At 32.8% G+C, this 25,560-nt stretch carries 25 protein-coding genes and 1 pseudogene; 10 read left to right on the top strand and 16 right to left on the bottom strand.

The window, feature by feature from the left end:
* Nucleotides 1-10: 10 nt before the first annotated feature.
* The gene (locus AAEO58_RS02075) at nucleotides 11-1,939 is read right to left on the bottom strand and encodes a M1 family metallopeptidase (RefSeq protein WP_341681505.1); all 1,929 of its coding nucleotides are present in this window, start codon (nucleotides 1,937-1,939) and stop codon (nucleotides 11-13) included.
* Nucleotides 1,940-2,183: 244 nt separating this feature from the next.
* Here AAEO58_RS02075 and serS point away from each other — a divergent pair, with 244 nt between their 5' ends.
* The 9 genes and pseudogenes from serS to AAEO58_RS02120 form a co-directional block, all read left to right on the top strand.
* Nucleotides 2,184-3,455 carry a serine--tRNA ligase gene (gene serS / locus AAEO58_RS02080; RefSeq protein ID WP_341681507.1) on the top strand — a complete coding sequence of 424 codons (1,272 nt, stop codon included), beginning with the start codon at nucleotides 2,184-2,186 and terminating at the stop codon, nucleotides 3,453-3,455.
* A gap of 149 nt (nucleotides 3,456-3,604) precedes the next feature.
* Nucleotides 3,605-5,311 (top strand): tetratricopeptide repeat protein, encoded by a 1,707-nt coding sequence (locus AAEO58_RS02085; protein WP_341681508.1) that lies wholly within the window; start codon nucleotides 3,605-3,607, stop codon nucleotides 5,309-5,311.
* A gap of 71 nt (nucleotides 5,312-5,382) precedes the next feature.
* Nucleotides 5,383-5,709, top strand: coding sequence for a DUF4286 family protein (locus AAEO58_RS02090; protein WP_133608774.1), 327 nt, complete (start codon nucleotides 5,383-5,385; stop codon nucleotides 5,707-5,709).
* 1 nt (nucleotide 5,710) lies between these two features.
* On the top strand, nucleotides 5,711-6,490 hold the full coding sequence (gene rsmA / locus AAEO58_RS02095) for a 16S rRNA (adenine(1518)-N(6)/adenine(1519)-N(6))-dimethyltransferase RsmA (protein ID WP_133608776.1): 780 nt from the start codon (nucleotides 5,711-5,713) through the stop codon (nucleotides 6,488-6,490).
* Nucleotides 6,480-7,832, top strand: coding sequence for a magnesium transporter (mgtE, locus tag AAEO58_RS02100; protein ID WP_341681509.1), 1,353 nt, complete (start codon nucleotides 6,480-6,482; stop codon nucleotides 7,830-7,832). The genes rsmA and mgtE overlap by 11 nt, the downstream gene beginning before the upstream one ends.
* Before the next feature lie 67 nt (nucleotides 7,833-7,899).
* A complete protein-coding gene (locus AAEO58_RS02105) occupies nucleotides 7,900-9,507 on the top strand; it encodes a DUF4139 domain-containing protein (protein WP_341681511.1) in 1,608 nt (535 codons plus the stop codon).
* A 50-nt stretch (nucleotides 9,508-9,557) separates the two neighbouring features.
* The gene (locus AAEO58_RS02110; RefSeq protein ID WP_341681512.1) at nucleotides 9,558-10,001 is read left to right on the top strand and encodes a hypothetical protein; all 444 of its coding nucleotides are present in this window, start codon (nucleotides 9,558-9,560) and stop codon (nucleotides 9,999-10,001) included.
* Between the two features lie 106 nt (nucleotides 10,002-10,107).
* The gene (locus AAEO58_RS02115; RefSeq protein WP_341681513.1) at nucleotides 10,108-10,245 is read left to right on the top strand and encodes a hypothetical protein; all 138 of its coding nucleotides are present in this window, start codon (nucleotides 10,108-10,110) and stop codon (nucleotides 10,243-10,245) included.
* Between the two features lie 28 nt (nucleotides 10,246-10,273).
* Nucleotides 10,274-10,453, top strand: a pseudogene (locus AAEO58_RS02120) (DUF4139 domain-containing protein); the annotation flags it as partial.
* Nucleotides 10,454-10,502: 49 nt separating this feature from the next.
* On the opposite strand, the gene AAEO58_RS02125 reads toward AAEO58_RS02120, so the two are convergent.
* The 3 genes from AAEO58_RS02125 to AAEO58_RS02135 form a co-directional block, all read right to left on the bottom strand.
* A complete protein-coding gene (locus tag AAEO58_RS02125) occupies nucleotides 10,503-11,543 on the bottom strand; it encodes an aldo/keto reductase (protein WP_133609450.1) in 1,041 nt (346 codons plus the stop codon).
* Nucleotides 11,544-11,645: 102 nt separating this feature from the next.
* Nucleotides 11,646-12,611: an OmpA family protein gene (locus AAEO58_RS02130; RefSeq protein ID WP_133608784.1), complete on the bottom strand. Its 966-nt coding sequence runs from the start codon at nucleotides 12,609-12,611 to the stop codon at nucleotides 11,646-11,648.
* A gap of 30 nt (nucleotides 12,612-12,641) precedes the next feature.
* Nucleotides 12,642-13,403: an exodeoxyribonuclease III gene (locus AAEO58_RS02135; RefSeq protein WP_341681514.1), complete on the bottom strand. Its 762-nt coding sequence runs from the start codon at nucleotides 13,401-13,403 to the stop codon at nucleotides 12,642-12,644.
* Between the two features lie 196 nt (nucleotides 13,404-13,599).
* Between AAEO58_RS02135 and AAEO58_RS02140 the strand changes: the two genes are divergently transcribed.
* Nucleotides 13,600-15,390, top strand: a complete 1,791-nt coding sequence (locus AAEO58_RS02140) for a GNAT family N-acyltransferase (protein WP_133608788.1) — start codon at nucleotides 13,600-13,602, stop codon at nucleotides 15,388-15,390.
* Between the two features lie 70 nt (nucleotides 15,391-15,460).
* On the opposite strand, the gene AAEO58_RS02145 is transcribed toward AAEO58_RS02140, so the two are convergent.
* The 12 genes from AAEO58_RS02145 to AAEO58_RS02200 all read right to left on the bottom strand — a co-directional run bounded on the left by AAEO58_RS02145 (nucleotide 15,461) and on the right by AAEO58_RS02200 (nucleotide 25,532).
* Nucleotides 15,461-15,949 carry a hypothetical protein gene (locus AAEO58_RS02145; protein WP_341681517.1) on the bottom strand — a complete coding sequence of 163 codons (489 nt, stop codon included), beginning with the start codon at nucleotides 15,947-15,949 and terminating at the stop codon, nucleotides 15,461-15,463.
* A gap of 11 nt (nucleotides 15,950-15,960) precedes the next feature.
* The gene (locus tag AAEO58_RS02150) at nucleotides 15,961-16,755 is read right to left on the bottom strand and encodes a M48 family metallopeptidase (RefSeq protein ID WP_341681519.1); all 795 of its coding nucleotides are present in this window, start codon (nucleotides 16,753-16,755) and stop codon (nucleotides 15,961-15,963) included.
* Entirely contained in the window at nucleotides 16,739-17,185 is a 447-nt protein-coding gene (locus AAEO58_RS02155) for a magnetosome magnetite crystal formation protein family (RefSeq protein ID WP_341681521.1), read from the bottom strand. Before AAEO58_RS02155 ends, AAEO58_RS02150 begins: the two co-directional genes overlap by 17 nt.
* Nucleotides 17,182-17,595, bottom strand: a complete 414-nt coding sequence (locus tag AAEO58_RS02160; protein ID WP_133608796.1) for a DUF2752 domain-containing protein — start codon at nucleotides 17,593-17,595, stop codon at nucleotides 17,182-17,184. Before AAEO58_RS02160 ends, AAEO58_RS02155 begins: the two co-directional genes overlap by 4 nt.
* 2 nt (nucleotides 17,596-17,597) lie before the next feature.
* Nucleotides 17,598-17,939 (bottom strand): TM2 domain-containing protein, encoded by a 342-nt coding sequence (locus tag AAEO58_RS02165; RefSeq protein ID WP_111566344.1) that lies wholly within the window; start codon nucleotides 17,937-17,939, stop codon nucleotides 17,598-17,600.
* A gap of 120 nt (nucleotides 17,940-18,059) precedes the next feature.
* The gene (locus tag AAEO58_RS02170; RefSeq protein ID WP_341681522.1) at nucleotides 18,060-19,007 is read right to left on the bottom strand and encodes a 2-hydroxyacid dehydrogenase; all 948 of its coding nucleotides are present in this window, start codon (nucleotides 19,005-19,007) and stop codon (nucleotides 18,060-18,062) included.
* 77 nt (nucleotides 19,008-19,084) lie between these two features.
* Nucleotides 19,085-20,320: a murein hydrolase activator EnvC family protein gene (locus AAEO58_RS02175; RefSeq protein ID WP_341681524.1), complete on the bottom strand. Its 1,236-nt coding sequence runs from the start codon at nucleotides 20,318-20,320 to the stop codon at nucleotides 19,085-19,087.
* A 46-nt stretch (nucleotides 20,321-20,366) separates the two neighbouring features.
* Nucleotides 20,367-21,131 carry a lipoprotein insertase outer membrane protein LolB1 gene (gene lolB1 / locus AAEO58_RS02180; RefSeq protein ID WP_341681526.1) on the bottom strand — a complete coding sequence of 255 codons (765 nt, stop codon included), beginning with the start codon at nucleotides 21,129-21,131 and terminating at the stop codon, nucleotides 20,367-20,369.
* Nucleotides 21,132-22,499 (bottom strand): tetratricopeptide repeat protein, encoded by a 1,368-nt coding sequence (locus AAEO58_RS02185; protein WP_341681529.1) that lies wholly within the window; start codon nucleotides 22,497-22,499, stop codon nucleotides 21,132-21,134.
* On the bottom strand, nucleotides 22,500-23,510 hold the full coding sequence (locus tag AAEO58_RS02190) for a sugar phosphate nucleotidyltransferase (protein WP_341681531.1): 1,011 nt from the start codon (nucleotides 23,508-23,510) through the stop codon (nucleotides 22,500-22,502).
* A 125-nt stretch (nucleotides 23,511-23,635) separates the two neighbouring features.
* On the bottom strand, nucleotides 23,636-24,070 hold the full coding sequence (gene dut / locus AAEO58_RS02195) for a dUTP diphosphatase (RefSeq protein ID WP_341681533.1): 435 nt from the start codon (nucleotides 24,068-24,070) through the stop codon (nucleotides 23,636-23,638).
* Nucleotide 24,071: 1 nt separating this feature from the next.
* Entirely contained in the window at nucleotides 24,072-25,532 is a 1,461-nt protein-coding gene (locus AAEO58_RS02200) for a lipopolysaccharide biosynthesis protein (RefSeq protein ID WP_133608812.1), read from the bottom strand.
* Nucleotides 25,533-25,560 lie beyond the last annotated feature (28 nt).

Consider the following 25,560-nt stretch of genomic DNA (forward strand, 5'->3'; position numbering starts at 1 on the left):
TATATGCTAACTATTTTTTTATAAAATTTTTATGAATTGCACCTTCCGAAGTAGTAATTTTCATCACATGCATTCCCGAACTTAAGTTATCAATTCTAAAATCTGCTATTTGATGTGTTGCTAATAGTTGCCCTAACGTATTGTAAATTTCTACTTTTTCTAATTGAGTAGTAGTTGGCATCATGATATGCAATTCGTCATTTGCAGGATTTGGGTAAACTGAAATTGCTTCTTCTAGTTCAAAACTATTGTTTGATAATGTTGTTGAATTACTGCTTGAAATAATGTGTTTGTTTGGGTCAAAAATAACACCTGTTACTAAAAACGGAACTGGCACCAGGAATTGTTGATTATTAACCGTATTATTCACTACCACATCATGCGTTAATCCTCCTGCTCCTGTTAATCTAATTTCTAAAGGCATTTCAAAGAAAGCAACACTTGAATGTGACTGGGTTTGATTAACCGTAATTCTTGCTTGCCCTGTACCTAAGGTTTGAACAGCTAATGCGTACGATGGATATCCTTGCATATACACCCAATCATTAAAAAATTCATCCAAATTACTACCGTGAACCGCCTCTAGATGTCCTTTTAAATCATTTGTTTGCGCATACGCATACGCTAGATTTGTATCGTTTAAATAATTACGAAGTGCCAAGAAAAAATTAGCATCACCCATAACCCATCGCAACATATGAGTTACCATAGAGCCTTTGTTATATGACAATCTACTACTAAAAATGCGCCCAACATTTAAAGCTTCAGCATCTGTTAGATAAAGTGCACCTCCTGCTTGTGTTGTAATATTTGAAATTTTTCCGTTTTTCCAAGAAACAAAAGACGCATCGCCATCCAATTCTTCCACCATAATTCCTGCAGTATATTCTGTTAAACCTTCATTTAACCAAATATCTTTCCAAGAACCACAAGTAACTTTATTTCCAAACCATTGGTGACCCAACTCATGAGCAATTAAACTTCTCCCCCAGCTTCCCATTGAAGACATTGTTGCATGTTCCATTCCACCACCCCATCCAAATTGCACATGACCATATTGCTCATTTCTGTAAGGATAAGGTCCGAATTTTTCTTCAAAAACATTCATTATTTGAACAGTTACATCAAGCGCATTTCTATTTGTAGCAGTATTACTTTCAGGATACAAGTAATTATTTATTGGGAAAAACGGGCTCTCAACTGTTCCTAAACCTGCCTGAATATTATACGTTGTATAATTTGTTACATTTAACGAAATTAAATAGGCAGGAATTGGGTAATTATGTCTAAAATGACGCGTTGTATTTCCTCCTGAAGTTACAGAACTCTGCAACAAACCGTTTGAAACCCCAATGTAGGTATTTGGACAAGTGATATAAATATCAAAACTTGCTATCTTATCGTTCAAATCTTGCTTGCACGGCCACCAATCTCTTGCGCCAAAAGGCTCCGAAAGCGTATATATTACTGGTGTTCCACTATGAGTACTTCGTGTAAAACCTCCTTCTGCTTGAGGCGGAGAACCTGCATAAGTAATTTCTACTGTTGCACTATTTCCAGTTGTTAATGTTGATGGTAAATTAATGTTTAACTCATAGTTGCTTTGGTTAAAAGTAAGACTTGTACTATTCATTGTTACAGAACTTACCGCCAATGCAGTTGCCATATCAAAAGTAACTACATTCATATTAGAGAGCGCAGTAAAAGTAGTTTTAACAACACCACTAATGTATGGCGTTGTATTGTTTGGATTTACTGTAAAACGCAATTCATGATAGGTAACATCATAATTCAGAGTATTGGGATTCACTCTGAGATTTTGAATCGAAGAAGCCGATTTCATTTCTGCTTCTACCATTCTATCAAATTCAGAATTATCTGTTTGGGCAAAACCGATAACACCGAATAAGAACAATAGACTTAAGATAATTTTTTTCATTTTGTGTAGGTTATAAAATTTTGGGAGCAACTTTTAAGCAATTTAACATTATTAAAACCCAACAGAATTAAGCTTAAAATTATTAATTTACATAAAAATCAAGCGAATATACAATAATATCTTTATTTTAATACAGCTTTTTGTAAGAATTTCATCAATTCACAAAAACACGTAAGTGAAATCGTTTTTTGTATATTATCTGAATCCAATTTCTTAAATTTGCATCCTTAAAATCCTATATATTATGTTACAGATAGCGTACATTAGAGAAAACAAAGACGAAGTAGTAAAACGATTAGCTAAGAAAAACTTAGATGCTAAAAATGCAATCGAGGAAGTTATTGCATTAGACGAAAAAAGAAGAGCAACTCAAGTTGAATTAGATACTATCAAATCCGAGTCAAATAAGCTATCCAAAGATATTGGGGATTTAATGAAAAGTGGCGAAAAAGCAAAAGCCGAAATCTTGAAAGAAAAATCAGTTCAACTTCGTGAAAAAGACAAAGAATTGACCGAAGTATTGAATACATATGCCGCTAAACTACAAGAAGAATTATACAAACTACCTAATTTACCAGCTGAAATCGTTCCGGAAGGAAAAACACCTGAAGAAAACTTAAACGTGTATCAAGAGGGTGAAATTCCAAAATTACACGAAGGTGCTTTGCCTCACTGGGAATTAGCAAAAAAATACGATTTAATTGATTTCGAATTAGGTGTTAAAATCACCGGAGCAGGTTTTCCTGTTTACAAAGGAAAAGGAGCCAAATTACAACGTGCATTAATCACGTATTTCTTAGATAAAAATACCGATGCTGGTTACTTAGAATACCAAGTTCCGCACATGGTAAACGAAGCTTCTGGTTTTGGAACAGGACAATTACCAGACAAAGAAGGTCAAATGTACCATGTAGGTGTGGATGACTTATATTTAATTCCTACAGCAGAAGTTCCGGTGACGAATATCTTTAGAGATGTTTTATTAAACGAAAATGATTTACCAGTTCTTTGTACAGGATACACACCATGTTTCCGTCGCGAAGCAGGTTCGTATGGTGCTCACGTAAGAGGTTTAAATCGTTTGCACCAATTTGATAAAGTAGAAATTGTTCGTATTGAACATCCTGACAAATCGTATGAAGCTTTAGACGGAATGGTAGAACACGTAAAAGGAATTTTACAAGAACTAAAATTACCTTATAGAATTCTTAGATTATGTGGTGGGGACATGAGTTTTGCTTCTGCTTTAACGTATGATTTTGAAGTATATTCAACAGCGCAAGAGCGTTGGTTAGAAATTAGTTCGGTATCTAATTTTGAAACCTTCCAAGCGAATCGTTTAAAATTACGTTTCAAAGACAAAGAAGGCAAAAACCAATTGGCACACACTTTGAACGGAAGTTCTTTAGCGTTACCAAGAGTATTAGCTGGAATTTTAGAGAACTACCAAACACCAGAAGGTATCGTAGTTCCTGAAGTTTTAAGAAAATATACTGGATTTGACATCATTAACTAAACGTTAATCTTTATAAAATAATGTACTAATTTGACGCTAAAAAGTGTTACTTTAGTACATTATTTGTTTTATTTATGTTGCGAAAAATAGCTTTTTTCATACTCGTTTTGTCCTCGTTTTGGGTTTCGGCACAGAATGAGCAATTGGCTATGGACTATTTTGAAAAAGGCGAATTTCAAAAAGCACTGACTTTATTTGAGGAAATTTCGACCAAGCAACCTTCCAATTATTTTTTCTTTCAAAAAGTAGTGGAATGTTACCAGCAATTGCAACAATACGATAAAGCGGAAAACGCCATTACCAAACGAAAAGACAAATACAACCAACTTTTGTTGTACATTGAATTGGGTTACAACTACCAACTTCAAAAAAATACTGATAAGGCAGATAAAAATTACGAATTAGCCATTCAAGAAGTTGAAAAAGAGCCGAATTACGCATATCAAGTTGCTAATTCCTTTGAGAAAAAAGTATTGTTGCCTTGGGCGTTAAAAACGTATGAAACCGCGCAAAAGAAAAACCCAAATCTAAACTTTGATTATCAGACCGCCATGATTCAAGGGCAATTAGGTAATTTGGAAGTCATGCTAAACAAATTATTAGATTACGGTTTCAATACGCCTGACGGAACTCCAATGGTTCAAAATCAGTTGACTCGCTATTTAAAGGACGATTCCGATGGTTCTTTCGCAGCTACTATTCGAAAAAACTTATTACTTAGAACACAAAAATCGCAAGATGTGTATTGGAATCAATTTTTGAGTTGGTTTTTTGTGCAGCAAAAAGAATACGGAAAAGCCTTTATTCAAGAGAAAGCAGTTTATAAAAGAAATCCTGAAAGTTTTTATAACATTGTCACTTTGGGAAGTATGGCAGTAGAAGAAAAACAATTTGATGACGCAAAACTTATTTTAGAATTTGTTTTAGAAAACACTCAGGATTTGGAATTACAAATGAAAGCGCATCATTTTCTAATTTCGATGGAAATGGAATCGGCAACTTCAAAAGAATATCCTGCTATCGATTTGAAACTTCAAGAATTACTGAAAAAATACGGCATTAGTCCGTATTCATTAGACTTGCAAATTCTTTCAGCCCATTTTAAAACGTTTTATCTGAATCAATCAAAATCAGGAATTGAACTTTTACAAAACACATTAAAATTACCATTAAACTTGCGAGATCAATCAAAAGTAAAAATGGAATTGGCTGATATTATGGTGTATGATGAAAAATTCAATCAAGCCATTTTATATTATGCACAAGTAGAAGACAATTTGAAAAATGATGTTTTAGCTCACGAAGCCAGCCTAAAATTAGCCAAAGCAAACTTCTACAAAAAAGATTTCGACTGGACGTTGCAACAAGTAAAAGTCTTAAAACAATCGCCAAGTTTGCTAATTGCAAATGATGCTATCGAAATGTTTTTACTTATCCAAGACAATTCTGCCGAAGACAGTTTAAGAGTTGCTCTTCAAGCTTATGCTAAAGCAGATTTACAATTGTATCAAAACAAAAAAGAAGAAGCGTTACAATCTTTCTTAACCATTTTGCAAAAACACAAAGGCGAAAGTATCGAAGAAAGCACCTTATTTAAAGTTGGCAAAATTTACGAAGAGAAGAAAGATTATCTAAATGCTTTAAGTTATTACCAAAACATTTTAGACAATTTCAAAGACGGAATTTACAAAGACGAAGCCTTGTTTTTTTCGGCAGAAATTTACCGCCTATATCTTTTAGACAATGAAAAAGCAAAACCTTTGTATGAAAAAATGGTTTTAGAACATCCAGACAGTTTGTATTACACTGAAAGCAGAAAACAATACCGAACGTTGCGAGGTGATACCACTATTTAGAGACTAGAAAAAAATAAGATAAATGATATTTTAGTTAAACAACTAAGCAGTTAAACGATTAAACAAAAGCAATGATTATATATAACGTAACAGTAAACGTAGACGAAAGCATTCACCACGATTGGTTAAAATGGATGCAAAACAAACATATTAACGATGTTTTAGCAACAGGTTTGTTTACCAATGCTAAAATGGTTCGAGTAGTGGTGGAAGAAGAAATGGGTGGCACAACCTATGCCGTACAATATTTCACGGATTCGAGAGCAAAACTAGAAGATTATTACCAAAACCACGCACCGAGATTACGTCAAGAAGGGCTACACCTTTTTGCAGATAAAATGCTAGCTTTTAGAACGGAGTTAGAAGTAATGGGAGAATTCTACGGAGAAACAAATTAAAATGGAAAAAGTAAGCGCAAAAAAACACTTAGGACAACATTTCCTAAAAGACGAAAGTATTGCAAAAGATATTGCTGATACACTTTCGTTAGAAGGCTATTCAAAAATTTTGGAAATTGGTCCAGGAATGGGTGTTTTAACCAAATATTTATTAGACAAACCAACCGAAACCTTTGTAATTGAAATCGACAAAGAATCGGTTGAATATTTGGGTGTTCACTTTCCAAAATTAGAAAATCATATCATTTCGAAAGATTTTTTAAAATACAATTTAAACGAAGTTTTCAATGACGAACCTTTTGCAATCATTGGAAATTTCCCTTACAATATTTCAACTCAAATTGTGTTCAAAACCTTAGAAATGCGCGACCAAATTCCAGAATTTGCTGGCATGTTTCAAAAAGAAGTTGCCCAACGAATTTGCGAGAAAAAAGGAAGTAAAGTCTACGGAATTTTATCGGTTTTAACACAAGCATTTTATGACGCGGAATACCTATTTACGGTTCCGCCTAATGTTTTTAATCCACCACCAAAAGTAGATTCTGGTGTGTTACGATTAAGAAGAAAAGCAGATTACTCATTACCATGTGATGAAAAAATGTTCTTTAGAGTAGTAAAAACCGCTTTTCAACAAAGAAGAAAAACATTGCGAAATAGCTTAAAAACATTCAATTTTTCTGATAATTTAAAATTAGACACTATCTTTGACCTCCGTCCGGAACAACTAACGGTGGAACAATTTATATCAATTACCCAAAAAATAACAGCCGATGGAGTTTAAAATCAGCAGAGAGTTTCTATCTGAAATAGAACAACTTATAAGTGAAAACAAGTCGCAAGAATTACTTTTGCTTCTTGAAGATATTCACTTTGCTGATATTGCCGAAATCATGGAAGAACTCGATGATTATGGCGCTGGTTATATTTTTAACACCTTAGATTCTGAAAAAACAGCCGAAATTCTTCTGGAATTAGATGAAGAAGTTCGTGAAAAAATCTTACGCAATCTTTCACCAAAAGAAATCGCAGAAGAGCTTGACGAATTAAGCACAGACGACGCTGCTGATATTATTGCCGAATTACCTCAACACAAAAAAGAACAAGTAATTTCGGAATTAGAAGACGTTGAACACGCCAAAGACATTGTAGATTTATTGCGCTACGATGAAGATTCTGCTGGCGGTTTGATGGGGAAAGAATTGGTAAAAGTTAATGAAAATTGGAACGTTTTAACTTGCGTAAAAGAAATGCGCGCTCAGGCCGAAAATGTTTCAAGAGTACATTCAATATATGTGGTGGATGATGAAGATCGATTAAAAGGCCGATTATCCTTAAAAGATTTATTAACCACCTCAACAAAAACCCATATTAGTGAAGTTTATATCAAAAAAGTAGACTACGTAAAAGTAGACACTAAAGATGTGGAAGTTGCGCGAATTATGCAAAAATATGACTTGGAAGCCATTCCGGTTGTAGATGAATTAGGACGTTTAGTTGGTCGTATTACCATTGATGATATTATTGATGTCATCAAAGAAGAAGCCGACAAAGATTACCAGTTAGCTGCTGGTATTTCGCAAGACGTTGAAGCCGATGACAGTATTTTAGAACTAACAAAAGCACGCTTGCCTTGGTTAGTTTTAGCATTATTTGGTGGATTTATTTCGGTACACGTTTTGGGAATTTTTGAACCAGTCATGAAATTTCATCCCGAATTATTTTTCTTTACACCCCTAATTGCCGCAATGGCTGGAAACGTTGGAGTTCAATCTTCTGCAATTATTGTACAAGGTTTGGCAAACAACACCATTATTGGTCCAGTTGTCGAACGTTTATTAAAAGAACTTTCTTTGAGTTTATTAAACGGAGTGATTCTTTCTGTAATTTTATTGGCTGGTAGTTATTTCTTATTAGGTTACGAAATCCATGTAGGTTATACAGTTTCAATTGCTCTACTTTCAGTAATTATTATGGCATCGTTAATTGGAACTTTTATCCCAATTATCTTAAACAAATACGGAGTTGACCCTGCATTAGCAACAGGTCCGTTTATTACCACAAGTAACGATATCTTAGGGATTTTGACTTATTTTACTATTGCTAAGATTATTTTAGGAATTTAATTTCACTTACTCCCCAACCTTTTCCATTTTATTTCACTCTATACAATAAACACTAAAGTTTATAGAGATGAAAAAAATACTTGTATTTGCATTATTATGTTTTTCGGCAATAGGATTTGCTCAAAAACCAATTTTTACTTCCGCTAAAATTAAAAGCGCGACAGTTTATAGTAATTCAGCTGAATTGTTACAATCGGCAGCCGTAACACTTCCTTCCGGAACTAGTGAAATTGTTATTAAAAACGTTGCCGATTATGTCAATGAGAATACAATTCAAATTGGTGCTCCGTCTAATGTTACCGTTTTATCGGTTCAGTTTACACGCAATTTTATTTCGGAATATGAAATTGATGAAAGCAATCCGATGATTAAAAGAGTTCGTGATAGTATTATGCTTATCGAAAAAGAAATGGGAAAAATTGCCAATGAAAAAGTATCCTATTCCAAAACGATTGATTTATTAGATAAAAATCAAAATGTTGCTGGGCAAAATTCAGGTTTAAATGTATCTGAGTTAATCAAATTAGTGGATTATTACAGAGCTAAACGAAACGAGTTAAGTAATTTGGTAGATACATTAATCGAGAAAGAAAATAAGTTAAAAGACAAACTATCAAAACTGAATTCTAAATTAGAATTGAATACTCAAAAACAAGAAAAATCTTCGCAAGGAAAATTGGTTTTACAAGTCATGACCGATGTTGCAAGTTCAGTTAATTTAGAGATTAATTACCTTACTAATAATGCTTCATGGTCGCCATTTTACGATTTACGTGCTGACAATATCAACTCACCAATCAACCTAATGTATAAAGCAAAAGTGGTACAAAATACAGGAATCGATTGGAAAAAAGTAAAACTTACCCTTTCAAGCGGTAATCCAAATCAAAACAATACGGCTCCTATTTTACAAGCTTGGTTTTTACGATTTGGATATCAAAGAGTTTACAATAATAGTAATGCAGCATATAATACTCTTCAAGGACAAGTTGCAGGGGTTGCGTATGACAAAAAAATGGAAATGGACGAATCTTCCATCTCAAACTACACAACAATCAACGAAAACCAATTAAACATTTCATTTGACATTGATATTCCTTATGATATATTATCCAACGGAAAAGCACATAGTGTTGCCTTGAAAGATTTAAAATTACCAGCAACTTACAAATATTATGCGGTTCCAAAAGTAGAAAAAGAAGCCTTTTTATTAGCTGAAATTAGTGAATATTCGAAATTCAATTTGTTACCTGGAGAAGCCAATATTATTTTCGAAGGTATGTATGTAGGCAAAACCATGATTAACCCAAATCAAACTTCAGACACCTTGAATTTAAGTATGGGAAGAGACAAAAAAATCGCCATCAAACGAGAAAAAATTGCGGATAAATCGGGAACTAAATTCTTGTCGGGATATAAAGAACAAACTTTTACTTACGATATCACCGTAAAAAACAACAAAAAAGAAGCAATTGAAATGTTGTTGAAAGATCAATATCCAATAAGTACCGATAAAGAAATCACCATCGAATTATTAGACAACGGAAAAGCAAAAGTAAATGCCGAAACCGGAATTCTAACTTGGGATGTGAAACTTAACGCTGGAGAAACTAAGAAATTCAGAATCAGTTATAAGGTCAAATATCCGAAGGATAAGTTTATAGATAATTTGTAATTTATAAACCTGTCAGGTTTTTTAAAAAGAAAAACTAATAAAAATTAAATATGAAAACCAATCCAATGAAAACGATTTTTACAATTTTAATCTTAATATCCAATTTGACGTTATTCTCTCAAGTAGATAAAGTTATTGGTGATTATCAAAGTTCAGTTAGAACTAAAAAAGGTGATTTGATAGAATGGAAACTAACTTTAAACGAAAATGGAACATTTTTCTTCCAATATTATTCAAACGATAAATTTCAAGTTCCATCAGAAAAAAACATTTATGGTAAAGGGACATGGACTATGGAAAATAATGTGATATCATTCTTTTCTGATAAACAAAAAGATATTGATGAGAAAAACACTTTGGACTTTACTAATTCCAAGGCAAGATTTATAACAAAACCAACCAAAAACAAAACTGATCAAATAATTATAACAAGACTCCAATTCTTAAAATCAGATATTTTCTGGATGGCAAAAACTGAAATATTAAAGATATAAAATTCATTAATATAGTTAGTTATAACATTAAACCTATTTTTTATCAAACCCAATAAGTTTTAGTACTAGTTGGGTTTTTTATTGTTTTTGAATAAAATCAAATTCAATGAACCAACCTTCTATTATTCTAACAATAACCACAAACAAAAACGTAATTTCTATTTTTTCAGAAATCGATTTTTCTGTAGCACAACGTGACGGTTTATTTTTACGGAACAAATCGGAACCAAAAATTTCAGAATAAGAAAAAGTGATATAGGTTATACAACCAATATCCTATTAGCACCGATAAAGAAATTACCATAGAATTATTAGAAAACGGAAAAGCAAAAGTAAACGCAGAAACCGGAATTTTAACTTGGGATGTTAAACTCAGCACAGGAGATACCAAGAAATTCAGAATCAGTTATAAGATTAAATATCCGAAGGATAAGTTTATAGATAATTTGTAATTTATAAACCTGACAGGTTTCAGAAACCTGTCAGGTTTTTTACTTTTTTTTAAGGAGCTGGATTCGGAATTAATTCCTGAATTTTCTCTATTTCAGCTACGATTTCGTCTGATAAAACAGTGTCAAAAGCAGTTATGTTTTCTTGCAATTGTTCCATAGTGGTAGCACCAATAATAGTTGACGTTACAAATTTTTGACGATGTACAAAAGCAATTGCCATTTGGGTTAATGTCAAACCGTTAGCTTCTGCTAATTCTTTGTATAATTTGGTTGCCCTGAAGCAGTTTTCATTGGTATAACGAACAAAATTTGGAAACAATTTCATGCGAGAGTTTTCGGGATAACCATTCAAATATTTTCCAGATAAAAATCCGAAACCAAGTGGAGAATACGCCAGTAATCCAACATTTTCTCGCATTCCAATTTCTGACAAACCAACTTCATACAATCGGTTCAATAACGAAAACGGATTTTGAATCGTTGCAATTCTTGGTAAACCGTGTTTCTCGCTTTCCATTAAAAAACGCATTACACCCCACGGATTTTCATTTGAAAGTCCAATGTGTTTGATTTTCCCTTCTTTGATTAATCCGTCGTAAACTGTTAATACATCAAAAATATTGTCTTGCCATTTTGTATCCAATTCCTGAACACCGCGTTTTTGAAACATATTCATGATGCGTTCTGGCCAATGCATTTGATATAAATCGATGTAATCGGTTTGAAGGTTTTTTAAACTTAATTCTACCGCTTCGTGAATACTTTTCTTTGAAAAATCTAATGGCTGACGAATGTACTCCATTCCACGATTTGGTCCCGCAATTTTAGTAGCTAAAACCAGTTTTTCTCTTTCTGAAGCACCAATTTTCTTTATCCAAGTTCCAATGTGACGTTCTGTACTTCCAAAGATTTGAGCGTTGCCACCAATTGGATACATTTCGGCGGTATCAATAAAATTAATTCCTTTTTCAAGAGCATAATCTAATTGACTGTGCGATTCACTTTCGGTATTTTGATTCCCAAAAGTCATCGTTCCTAAACAGATTTTGCTGACTTTTAGTTCGGTATTGGGTAGTGTTGTGTAGTTCATTTCAGGATTTGAAAATTTAAAGTTCAAAGTTACAAAGTTTAACCCAAAGAAAAAGGCTTGAATTTTAAACTCAAGCCTTTTTTATCAATCTTTTATGAAATGTTATAGATCATTCAACATTTTAGAAATCTCATCTAACTTAGGTGTTAGGATGATTTCGATTCTTCTGTTTTTTGCTTTTCCTTCAGCCGTTTCGTTGCTCATTAAAGGCGCATATTCACCACGACCCGCAGCTGTTAAGTTTTCTTTTTTCACTTTGGCGTTTGCTGATAAAATATTTACGATTGCTGTGGCACGTTTTGTAGATAAATCCCAATTGTTCTCTACTCCACCACCAATAGTTCCTGTGATTTTATCATTATCAGTATGCCCTTCAATTAAAACAGAAATGTCTGGATTATCTCCTAAAACTTTCCCAACTAAATCCACCGCTTTTTTACCTTCTGAACCAACAGTCCAACTACCTGATTCGAAAAGTAATTTGTTTTCCATAGAAACGTATACTTTTCCATCTCTTTCAGTTACAGTCAGACCTTTACCTTCAAATGCTTTTAAGGATTTAGATAAAGTTTCTTTCAGTTTTTTCATAGCCGCTTCTTTGTCAGCCATCATTTTTTCTAATTCGGCTAAACGAGTTGACGAAGCTTCTAAATCTTTTTTCAATTTGTTTAAACGATCTTGTTCCGCTGCTAAAGCTTTTTGTTTTGCTTCTAACTCGGCTAACAATTGTCTGTTTTTGTTAATATTCGCTTCTAAAGCATCGTTGCTGTCTTTTTCAAGAGCTGCATAAGACGCTTTCAAATTATCTAAACTCTTTTTGGTAGCAGCGTAATCTGCCGCTAATTTATCGCGTTCCGCTTTTGTTTTATCTAATTCCGTTTGAAGATTGTTTTTATCTAATTCCAACTGATTTTTATCGGTTTTTAGTAATCCATTTTCGTCAGATAAAGCGTTGTGTTCTTTCTTTAAATCTGCATATTTGTTTTCTAAATCTTGATAGATTTTTTTAGAAACACATGAAGTAGTTAAACTTAAAACTACACAAGCAAGGGCAATTTTTCTAATCATTTTGTATTATCGTTTTTGATTAATTGATTCTTATTTAATTTCTACTAAAACAGGGCAATGGTCGGAATGTTTGGCTTCTGGCAAAATTAGTGCTCTTTGAATTTTATCTTTCAAAGGTTCGGCTGCCAAACAATAATCGATTCTCCAACCCTTGTTATTATTTCGAGCATTGGCTCTGTAACTCCACCAACTGTAATTGTCTGGTTCTTTGTTTAAATGACGAAAGGTATCTATAAATCCGCTTTTCATGAAACCATCTAACCAAGCGCGTTCTTCAGGTAAAAATCCCGAAATCTTTGCATTTCTTATTGGATCATGAATATCGATTGCTTCGTGACAAATGTTGTAATCACCACAAATTACCAAGTTTGGAACTTCTTTTTTCAACTCATTAACATAGTTTTGAAAATCGTCCATGAACATGAACTTATGATCTAATCTATCAATATTTGTGCCAGATGGAAGATACAAACTCATAATAGAAACGTCTTCAAAATCTACTCGTAAATTTCTTCCTTCAAAATCCATGTGCTGAATTCCAGTTCCGAAAACTACATTTTTAGGTTCGATTTTTGACAAAACTGCCACACCACTATACCCTTTTTTTTCAGCTGGAAAATAATATTGGTAAGGATAACCTGCTGCTTCAATTTCTATTTTTGGGATTTGGTCTTCTGTAGCTTTAATTTCTTGAAGACAAATAACATCGGGATTTGCTTGTTGCAACCATTCTAAAAAACCTTTGGTAATGGCTGCTCGAATTCCGTTAACGTTGTATGATATGATTTTCATTTACTACTATAGCTTTTGACCAAATATAAGAAAAAGGTTTTTAAAAATAAAGATTAGATTTCATCGATTTCATAATTCACTAACTATCAAGCTACTAAAAAATATAACAAAATCGTCTTTTTTATTAGCAAATGAAAAGTGCTGAAAATTCATCAAAATTCTTATCTTTGTTTCTTGCTCAATAAACAAATTATAAATGGGTTTAGTTACTGCTAAAGAAGTTGCAAAGGCAATTAATGCTGACAAATATGGGGTTTTCGGGACTTTCTCGGGCTGGTTGCTCATGAAAGTGCTTAAGATTTCTTCGCTGAACAAAATTTATGACCGAAACAAACATTTGAGTGAATTGGAATTTTTGAATGCTATTTTAGATGAATTCCAAATCAAGTTCGAAATCCCAGAAGAAGATTTAAAACGTTTACCAAAAGACGGCGCTTATATTACTATTTCTAATCATCCACTTGGCGGAATTGACGGTATTTTACTTTTGAAATTAATGCTTGAAAGAGAACCGAATTTCAAAATTATTGCCAACTTTCTATTGCATCGCATCGAACCGATGAAACCGTACATTATGCCGGTTAATCCGTTTGAGAATCATAAAGATGCAAAATCAAGCGTTGTTGGAATTAAAGAAACGTTACGTCATTTAAGCGATGGAAAACCTTTAGGAATGTTTCCTGCTGGAGAAGTTTCTACTTATAAAGATGGTAAGTTAGTCGTAGATAAACCTTGGGAAGAAGGTGCAATAAAAGTCATTCGTAAAGCGCAAGTTCCGGTTATTCCTATTTATTTTCATGCTAAGAATAGTAGATTATTTTACTTCTTATCTAAAATAAATGACACACTTAGAACTGCAAAATTACCAAGTGAATTACTAACGCAAAAAGATAGAGTAATTAAAGTTCGTATTGGAAAACCTATTTCGGTAGCAGAACAAAACGAATACCAAGATATTGAAGCGTATGGTGATTTCTTACGTAAAAAAACCTATATGCTTTCGAATGCTTTTGAAGAGGAAAGTAAAATTAATTTACCAAAATTAAGCATTCCAAAACCTCCAAAGCAAATTGCGAAACCAGCAAATCATGATCAAATTTTAGAAGAGATGGCTTTTCTAAAAAATGGTGATTACCGATTATTACAAAGTAAAAATTATGAAGTTTACTTCGTAACCGCTGATAAAATTCCGAATATCTTACACGAAATTGGTCGTTTGCGCGAAATTACGTTTAGAGAAGTAGGTGAAGGAACAAACGAATCATTAGATTTAGATGCTTACGACAAATACTATCATCACATGTTTTTGTGGGATGAAGAAGCACAGTGTATTGCTGGTGCTTATCGTATGGGATTAGGTTCGCATATTTATCCAAAACACGGAATTGATGGTTTTTATTTGCATGAATTGTTCCGTTTTGAACCTGAATTGTATGATATGATGAGTAAATCTATCGAAATGGGTAGAGCGTTCATTATTAAAGAATACCAACAAAAACCAATGCCTTTGTTCTTGTTATGGAAAGGAATCGTTCACACGACTTTACATTATCCTGAACACAAATATTTAATTGGTGGTGTAAGTATTAGCAATCAGTTTTCTGAGTTTTCAAAATCGTTGATGATTGAATTCATGAAATCGCATTACTACGATCCATACATTGCGCAATATGTGCATCCGAAAAAAGAATTCAAGGTAAAACTGAAAGACGCTGATAAAGATTTTGTTTTTAACGAAACCGAATCGGACTTAAATAAATTTGACAAGATTATCGACGAACTAGAACCAGGAACTTTACGCTTACCGGTTTTAATTAAGAAATACATCAAACAAAACGCAAGAGTGGTTGCATTTAATGTAGATCCACTATTTAATAATGCGGTTGACGGATTAATGTATATTCGAATATCTGATATTCCTGAAAGCACTATGAAACCCGTAATGGAAGAGTTTCAAGCGGAATTGGAAAGAAAAGAGAAAGGCTAATCAATAGATTAGCCTTTTGTTTTTTTGTTGAAAATTATAAACTTTTCAAAAAATAAAATGGTTTATAAATCTACTTTAGTTTTCCATTTTCATAAAAGTTTTCAATAATCAATCCGTTTTCTTTAACACAAACTTCCTTACCATTTTTTTTACCATTTAAAAATTCACAATAGTATTTTAAAACTTCATTTTCATGTTCTTCCTCAAGAATTTTTGTCTCATTTAAATCATAATGTACTGTCCAAGTATATGTTCTATCAAAAGAATATTTTAATTTTTTATAAATTTTACCGTCTTCCAAATAAAATTTTATTTCAGCTATTCTCTTTTCTTTCCCTTTATAATATTGAGTAGTAGTTTTCAAAATCCCTTTTTCAAATTCCATCTCAAAAGATAAATGGTTACTCTTTTTAAATCCTTGAGCTATTCCAGAAAACAATTTTTTTGTCAGTGAATTATACACAAGGTTATTCTCCTTGTAAATATTCTCATAAGAAATCGTTTCTTGGCTGTAAATACAAAAATGTATAAAAAATAATATAATTGCTATTTTTTTCATAATACTGAAAACTACTCAATAACCTCAACTTTTTCCTTAAAATCTTCCCAAGCTTCTTTAGTTAAAATAGGTTTCGATTCTATCTTTTTACCTTTTAAATAATTCAAAATGGTTTTGGCTCTCGCTTCTGATTCGGGATGTGTGGAAACCCAATACGTATATTTGTGCAACTCATTATCAACGGATAATTCGTAAAGAAAATCAGCAAATGGTCTTGGATCGATATTCGCGTTAAGCAAATATTTTACGCTTTGAATGTCGGCTTCGGTTTCTAAACTTCTGTCGTAGGCTGATGATGAAAGTGTTTTTAAAATCTCACTTAAAACCGCACCATTTGAACCAGTCGTAATCGATAACAAAACGGAAAGACCAATTTCTTTCGACAATTTTTTCATTACGTGATTGCCTTCAATATGCGCAATTTCGTGACCTAAAACACCTAATAACGCTTGTTCGTTTTTACAAGCTTTTATTAAACCAGTGTAAACGACTAAATGATTATCCGGCATTGCAAAAGCATTTACTTCATCTTTGTCAATGATGTGTACTTTTAAACTGTCTCTTTCGATGCCGTTTTCTTTGCAAATGGGTAATAACAAGGAATCCAAAGTATTCACAATCGAATCATCAAAAATGATAGTTTCGGTATCTTCGATTTCGTTCCAAATGATATCACCAAGTGTTTTTTCGGTTCCAGTTTTAGCTTCTTTCACTTTAAAATGTTTCACAAAATCAATTTGCGATAACAACATCCAAACACCAAAAAATAGTGCTACAATTACTAATCCTTTACTTATTGTCTTCATTCGTTTTGCAAATTAAATTAGTAACATCTCCAAAAAAGAAGAATTCAGTGTGTTGTCCTTTTCTTACTTTAGTTGCGATAATTAAGGTAGAGAAAAACTCAATTAAGTTAAAAACCACTAACGTAATAATGTAAGCAAAGTAATAATTGGTTGCCTCTCCATCTTGAAAAAGAATAGACATAGTCCACCAAAAACCAGCACTATTAAAGAAAAACAAACCCAATTGAGAAACCAAAGCTTGTGTACAATGCCATTTTACAAACGTTGTACTTTTTCGGTTTCCTAAATAAAAGAAGATACTCGCCATTAAATTTAAAATAGGCAATGGCAAACCACCAATTACGGCTACTAATGACATCAAATAGCTATTCGACGCACGTTCTAGTTCCGATTCGTGGGGTTGATAATTAAATTTTGCTGTTGTAATCATAGATTTTTTTTAATGTTCCAAATCCAATTGGCTATTACCAGAATGATAAGTACAATTGCGACTTTTCGTTTTCTGAGTATAGTTTCAATTTTTAAATAAGTGGTGTAAAACGTTTCCTTTTTTTGAATGAAATCATAGCTAATCCAAACGGGAGCTATAATCATAATTAATCCAACAATTATACCAAAAGGATTGATTAAAATTGCTGAAAGAAAATTTCCGTGTGAAAGTTGCATTACAGAACGTGTAGTTCCGCAAGAAGGACAAGGAATAGTGGTTACTTTTTTAAACAGACAAACGGTAAATTCTTGACTTTGAATTTCGTGTTCGTGTTGCAACGAAAAAAGCAACCAACTATACCCTACAAAACAAGCGAATAAAAGAAATAGATATAGCTTGTTTTTATGCATTATTAGAACATAAAAGTTCTGTTGAATAACTCCATGTTTTTCTCTTTGGTAGCTCCTTGAATTAAAAACCAATCCACGATAGCCCAAACTCCTAAACCACCACAAGTAAGTAGTTTTCCAACTCCCATTCCAGTATCACCAATATAGAAACGGTCGATTCCGTAAGCTCCAGCAAAAATTGAAATTAATAAAGAAGTTGTTGGGTCTTTGAATTGAAGAGTTTGTACCATTGGCCATTTATCATCATCCATTTGTAATAAACGTTCTCTGATTGCGTTTAATTGATGACCTTCGAAAAATTTCGCATTCGTCATCATGAACATGTCTACTTTTTGTGATTCCATTGTAAAATTGTTTGTTTTAGTTGTCTCCTACTCGTAAGGCTTTTCGGACGCGCCATAAAATGCTAATATAAAAATATTTTCTTTATTAGTCTACAACCTAACAAATTGTTACAAACATTATTAATAAATCTTACAAATCTTGTCTACAATGGTTTGCGCTAATTTTTGATGACTTTCAAATGTCCAACCTGCAATATGTGGCGTTAACAATACGTTTTCAGCTTGTAAAAGATATTCAAAAGCAGTTGGTTTTTTGCCTTCAAACAAAGTTTCGAAAGATAGTTTTTCGTATTCTAAAACATCTAAACCAGCGCCTAAAATTTTTCCAGATTTTAAAGCTTGAACTAAATCTTCTGTTACAACTGAATTTCCTCTTGCCGTATTTATAAACCAAAACGGTTTTTTGAATTGATTAATGAAATCCGAATTTATCATTTTATCGGTTTCGGGTGTCCAAGGTGTGTGCAAACTTAAAACATCGGCTCTTTCTTGAAGTTCGGATAGTGAAACTTGAGATGCATTTTCATTTCCCATATTCGGTAAAATATCATGACATAAAACGGTTACATCAAATCCGCGTAATTTTTTAGCGAATGATTTTCCCATGTTGCCATAACCGATAATTCCGATGGTTTTACCTTCTAATTCATGTCCGCGATTGGGTTCACGCTTCCATTGACCCGATTTTACTTCGTTATTGGCTTTGTTTAGATTATTAAAAAGCGATAATAACATTCCGATAGCGTGTTCTCCAACAGCATTAGCATTTCCTTCTGGAGCAGCAATTAAATGAATTCCTTTCGCTGTAGCGTAATCACAATCGATACTTTCTAAACCAGCACCAACGCGCGCGATGAATTGCAAATTTGTAGCTTTATCTAAAAAGGTTTTATCAATTTTAAAACGACTTCGGATAACAATTCCGTGGTAGTTTTCAATTTTGGCTTCTACTTCTTGTTTGGATGAAGTAAAATCGGCTTCGTTATGAAAACCAGCTTGTTGCAATTGTTCCCAAAGTAACGGATGGTTGCTATCGATATGTAGTATTTTGATATTGGCTAAATTCATGTTTTGCAAATAAGATATAAAAGTACAAATAAAATGGAATCCAAAAAAAATGAGGCCATTACGACCTCATTCTTATTTTATAAGTTTAACCAAGATTCTGGATTTAGTGTTGTTGTATTTTGTAATACTAAAAACTTAATTACCGCACTTCCAGAAGAATCGGTGTGAATTTTTCCAATATTTTGTTTGATTGTTACCTTTTGACCTTTACTCACACTAACAGAAGATAAATTCAAATAAACAGTAATAAAATCTCCATGCTGAATATAAACCGCTTTATTGTTTGCCGAAATTACCTGAACTTGCAACACTTCGCCACCAAAAACAGCTCTTGCCGAAGCACCTGGTTTTGTTGAAATTTCAACACCACTATTATGAATGGTCAAATTTTTATGAACTGGATGCGGTTGATCGCCATGTTTTAACGAAATATAACCATCAACTACTGGCCATGGTAACTTACCTCTATTCGCTTTGAAATTATCTGAAACTACTTTACCTTCAGCAGATAAAACGAATTTTGTTGCGGCAGTTGTTCCTGCCTTTGGAGCAGTCGTTCCTGTTTTAGCAGCATTTCTCTTATTAGCTTCTGCAATTTCTGCGGCAATTAATTTTTTGATTTTTGCATCAATATCTTTTGCTTCTTTTTGCTTCTTACTAATTTCAGCCGATATTTTCTTTTTATCTTTTTGAATCAGTTTAGCTAAACGTTCTTGTTCTTGCTTTTCTTTTTCTAATTCTTGTTTTTCTTTTTCGGTTTGCGCTAAAACAACTTCTTTTTCTTTTTTACTTTCTGACAATCGTTTTTCTGCAACTACTAATTTATTTTGTTTGTCTTTGATTTCTTCTCCTTGCATTTTTCTAAATCCGGCATATTGTTTCATATATTGGATTCTTTTATAAGCTTGAAGAAAATTTTCTGCTGAAAGAATAAACATAATTCTGCTTTGCTCGTTTCTACTCTTGTATGATTTTACAATCATTTTTTCGTAGTCTTCTTTTAGCACTTTTAATTCTCTATTTAACTTGTTCATTTCTAACTGCGTTAAATAGATTTCGTCGCTCAATAAACGTGTTTGCTTTGCTGTTGTATTGAGTAATTTTTGTCGCAATTGAATTAGCCCTTTTTGTTCATTAATTTGTTTTAAAACCGATTTTTCTTTCTTTTTCTCTGCTTCTAAACGCGATTTGTTTTCTGAAATTTCTTTCAGAATTTGTGCTTTACGCTCTTCTAACTTTTGCTGTTCAGAAGGTTGAGCAAAACATAGTGTTGTGATGAAAAAGAAAAATAGGATTTTAATGAATTGGTTCATGCAATAAGGATTTTTACAAAGGTAGTTTTTTTACTTAAATAAAAAATTAATTGATTTCAACAGCGGTGTAACCACTAGGTATTGAAAAAGGATAACTCAAATTTTCATTAAATGTTGTGTTCTTATACTCAATATCGATAGTCACTTTGTCTTTCTGTTCCGCTTTTATGTTGATTTCATTTGGTAAAAACATTCCTTTTTCTTCTTTGAACGAAGGATAACGAATTTCTAAATTTCGGTTTTGACTTGCTTGAGTTATCGTTTCTTTTTTCAATAAATAATTAGCACCTTCAAAATAAAATTCTTTGGCAATATCAGAACCATTTGGCAACGACAACTTAAACATTTTCTCTACTACTTCAGAAACCCATTTATCTTTTGTTAAATCGTCAATTGCTTTTCCAAGAAATAAATTCTGTACTTTTTGAAAATCCAAATCAGTTCCTAACCAATTGCTTAACATACTGAAATCGCCTTCAAAATAAGTATTATTTATCTTTTCATAATAGCTCACTTTTGTTGGAGTTATCATTGCTTTTGCCATAGGAATTCCTAAAAACTTAATGTTAATCCAAATGATTTCGTTTTTTTTGATGCGAATATCGGCATTCATAGAATGAGACTGTTTCTCATCTTCGTATTTAGCGTTTGCTCTAATATTTAGCGTTGAAAAATCGTGCTCGTTTTTATAATGACCATTAATAATCTTCGTTACTTCGATATTATCATTTGCTGCAGCTGTTGCAACGGCTTGCTTTGATTTGCATCCGATTAAAAAAACGATTAAAAAGGCTGATAGTATTGACTTCATTTATTTTTGTAATTGCTTTAATTTGTTGGTGTACACTTCTTTTTTAACCTTGTCATTCAAATTTTCGCAACTGATAATTAATTGTTTATAAAAATTAACATTGAAACGATTGTTGTAAATCCCCGATTCTGAAGGATTAAACTCAACTACAAAATCCAAGCCGTTTTCTAAAATGTTCTTTGCTTTTTTATATTCTTTAAGTTGATTGTATCCTAAACCTGCATAAAAATAAAACCCAACTTGTGTTGGAAATGACTCCAAATACTCTTCTGCTTTTTTACTAACCAACTGAAAATCTTGCTTCTGAATTAATACTTCTAAGTACAATTCCATAGCTTCAACATCATCAGAATTCTTTTTGATTCCTTTATCAAAATATTTCGAAGCATTTTCTAAATCATTCTTTTTCCAGAAAAACTTAGCTACTTCTTTAGCTACATTAATTTCTCTATCGTTATCAAAATAAGGAATTGCTTTATCGATATCTTTTAAATACGTTAGATTTTTAACTGCAAAAATTAAAAATTCATTAAAAACACGGTGTTTGATTTTTAAATCCATTCTATCGTTGTCCAGAACTTTAAACATTGATTTTGATGCGTTTTCACCATCATTATTATTCAAATGGAATTTTACCAAACTCACATGAGCCCAATCGGAATTTGGGATTTCTTTTTCCAATTGTTTTGCCACTTCAAAGGCTTTGTCTTCCTGATTGAAACTCGAGTATAAAACTATTAAGTCGATGTAATTCTGCTCGTCTTTAGGATTCTTTTTAATTGCTTCTTCTAATTGTTCTTTTTGTGGTTTTGTATAGGCATTCGATTCTTGAATCTTCAATTTATAGTATTCCATGGTGCTGGTCAACTTAGATTTCGATTCCATGTCTTTCAACAATTCTAACGCTTTTCCGTGTTGGTTGGTATTCATGTAAAGCGAAACCAAATCTTCTCTCATGTTACCATCAAACTCAATTAATTTTTCTACAATCGGGATTGATTTTTGATAATCTTTAGTTTGATAATACACGTCGTACAATCCGTTCCAATACCAACGTTGTTTGTTGTCTAACTCGACCGCTTTTTTGAAGGCACTTTCAGCATCAACATAATTTTTTAGGCTTAAATAATTTTTGCCTAATTCATATTGAAAAGCTGCATTTTTTGGGTCTTTTTCAATGCATTTTTGAATCGCTACAATAGCTTTATCATAATTTTCGATACCACGTTGTTTCATGGCTTCGTAAAAATTATCTTCGGTTTGGTTATCTACTAATGCGATGTCTTCAGGATTTTCTTGCGCATAAGAAAAGTTCCCAAAACTGAAAAGCAGAAAAGCTAAAAAAGCTATGTGTTTTTTATTTATCATCTATTCTAAAACCGAGTAATCGCCTATACTAATACTTGTAAAATTTCCATCAAAACTTGCATGATTCCCTATCATTGCGTTGTCTAATTTGGCATTTTTTATATGTGCGTGTGTTTGAATCAAGCTATTTTTTATGGTTGAATCAATTACGTGACACCCTTTTCCTAATGAAACATTTGGACCTACGGTTGCATTAATCAATACCACATCTTCACCAATGTAACATGGAGGAATTATGGTTGAGTTTTCTAATTTCACATCATAATCTACCAAATGTTCGCCATCGTTATGTAAAAAACCTAACATTCTCGTGTTGGTTTCTACTGTAACGTCTTTGTTTCCGCAATCCATCCATTCGTCTACTTTACCTGGTACAAATTTCATGCCTTTTGCCATCATTTGCTTGATACCATCGTTAATTTGGTATTCGCCGCCATGAATAATGTTATTATCAAGTACCGATTGCAATTCGTTTTTCAACACAGCAACATCTTTGAAATAGTAAATTCCAATAACAGCTAAATCCGAAACGAATTCTTTTGGTTTCTCTACCAATTCGATGATTTCTCCGTTTGCATTTAGGTTTACCACACCAAAAGCTTCTGGTTGGTCGACTTGTTTTACCCAAATTACGCTATCGGCGGTAGTGTCTAAATCAAAATCAGCACGAATTAATGTATCAGCATAAGCAATAACAGCTGGACCACTCAAAGAATCTTTGGCGCACATGATCGCATGACCTGTTCCTAAGGCTTCGTTTTGATAATAAATAGTTCCTTTTGCACCTAATTTTTGAGCAATGGCAATTAAATCATCTTCTACTTTTTTACCAAAACTCTCATGAATAATAAACGCAACTTCGTCTATTTTCTGATTTAAAACTCCGGCAATATCTTCTACTAATCTATGAACGATTGGTTTTCCTGCTACAGGAATTAATGGTTTTGGAATGGTTAATGTATGTGGGCGAAGACGTGAACCACGACCTGCCATTGGTACGATTATTTTCATGTTAGCCCCCTAACCCCCGAAGGGGGAATTCCTATTAGGGGTCAATAGGATTTTATTAATTAATTCAATTTATATTTAACTATTTACACAATTTTGTCAATTCCCCCTTTGGGGGTTAGGGGGCTTTACTTCACTCCTGTACTACCAAAACCGCCTTCTCCTCTTGAAGTTTCTGATAATTCTGATACTTCAAGCCATTCTGCGCGTTCGTGTTTGGCGATGATTAATTGAGCGATACGTTCTCCGTTTTCGATTACGAAATCTTCATTGGATAAATTTACTAAAATCACACCAATTTCTCCACGGTAATCGGCATCTACTGTTCCTGGCGAATTTAAAACGGTGATTCCTTTTTTGGCTGCTAAACCGCTTCTTGGTCTAACTTGTGCTTCAAAACCGATTGGTAATTCAATGAAAAGTCCGGTTTTTACGATGGTTCTTTCTAATGATTTTAAAGTAATAGGTTCTGATATATTCGCACGTAAATCCATTCCTGCCGAAGCTATGGTTTCGTAGTTTGGTAACTCGTGATTTGATTTATTGATGATTTTGATTTGCATATTATTTTCTTCTGATAATCGTTAAAATAGTTTCTTTTTCGTTTCGGTATACAAAGTAAGCAAAAAACAAGATAGATGCAATTCCGAATACATAAGTTTCACGTAAAATGGGTACATAAAATGAAATTCCCGAAAGCACTATTGCTAATCCCAAATAAGTAAAAATCGATTTCTTATCGTATGGAATTGGATATTTTTTTTGTCCCATGTAGTACGAAATAAACATCATGGTTCCGTAAGCCAAAATAGTAGCAATTGCAGAACCCATGTAACTGATAATTGGAATTAAAAGTAAATTTAAAACTAAAGTTACTATTGCTCCAACAATTGAAATATAAGCACCAATTCTGGTTTTATCAATTAACTTGTACCAAACGGATAAATTGGTATAAATGCCTAAAAAGAAATTTGCTAAAACTATTAACGGCACAACATCCATCGCATCCCAATAAATATCTTTTGGCACTAAAATTAATTTTAAAATATCAGCAAAAACGATAACACCTAAGCAAATAAACGAACCGAAAATGACAAAATATTTGGTAATTGTAGCATAGGTTTGTGGAGCGTTTTCATTTTTTGCGTGACTGAAGAAAAACGGTTCAATTCCTAAAGAATAAGCAGTACGGAACAACACCATAAACATTCCGATTTTGTAACAAGCAGAATAGGCTCCAATATCTGCCATGTCGACTTTCATCCAATCTAATAAAATTTTGTCGAAATGTTCGTTGATGGCAAAGGCAATTCCGGCCACTAAAATAGGCAAACCGTATTGCATCATTTTCTTCCACAAATCAGCATCAAATTGCCATTTGATTTTGAAATAATCGGGTAAAACGAAAAGTAATGTGACTAAACTTGCAATTAAATTTGCAACAAAAATGTACCCAATTTGAAAATCATCATGATAGATGGTTTGTAATAACGGATTTGATGATTCATTTGCTAAATCGGGTAAAAGAATTAAAAAGAAAACGTTTAACAACAAATTGATTAATACGTTTGAAATCTTAATCACAGCATATTTTATTGGACGACCTTCAGCTCTAATTTTGGAAAACGGAATAATCGCCAAAGCATCTAAAGCTAAAATCCAAATAGTGAAAACGACATATTCCACATTGATTTCTGACCAAAGCGCTAAATCTTTTCGGAACAAAAGGAATAATGCTAAAAATCCTATTGTTGACCAAAATAGTGAAATAGTGGATGTTGAAATTACTTTTCCTTTGTTTTCTTCAGAATTATAAAATCGGAAAAAAGCCGTTTCCATTCCGTAAGATAAGATTACGTTGAAGAAAACTAAATAGGAAAAAATAACGGAAACTTCACCCATTTTTTCTTTATCTGTAAGATAGTAGACAAAAATTGGATTTAGAATGAAGCTGATAATTCTTGGCAAAACGGTTGCTATGCCATAAATTGCAGTTTGTTTAAAAAGACTTTTGTAAAGACTCAATTTCCTTTGGTTTTAGAATAACAAATGT

The organism is Flavobacterium helocola (genome assembly GCF_038289885.1).
Classification (GTDB): Bacteria; Bacteroidota; Bacteroidia; order Flavobacteriales; family Flavobacteriaceae; genus Flavobacterium; species Flavobacterium cheniae.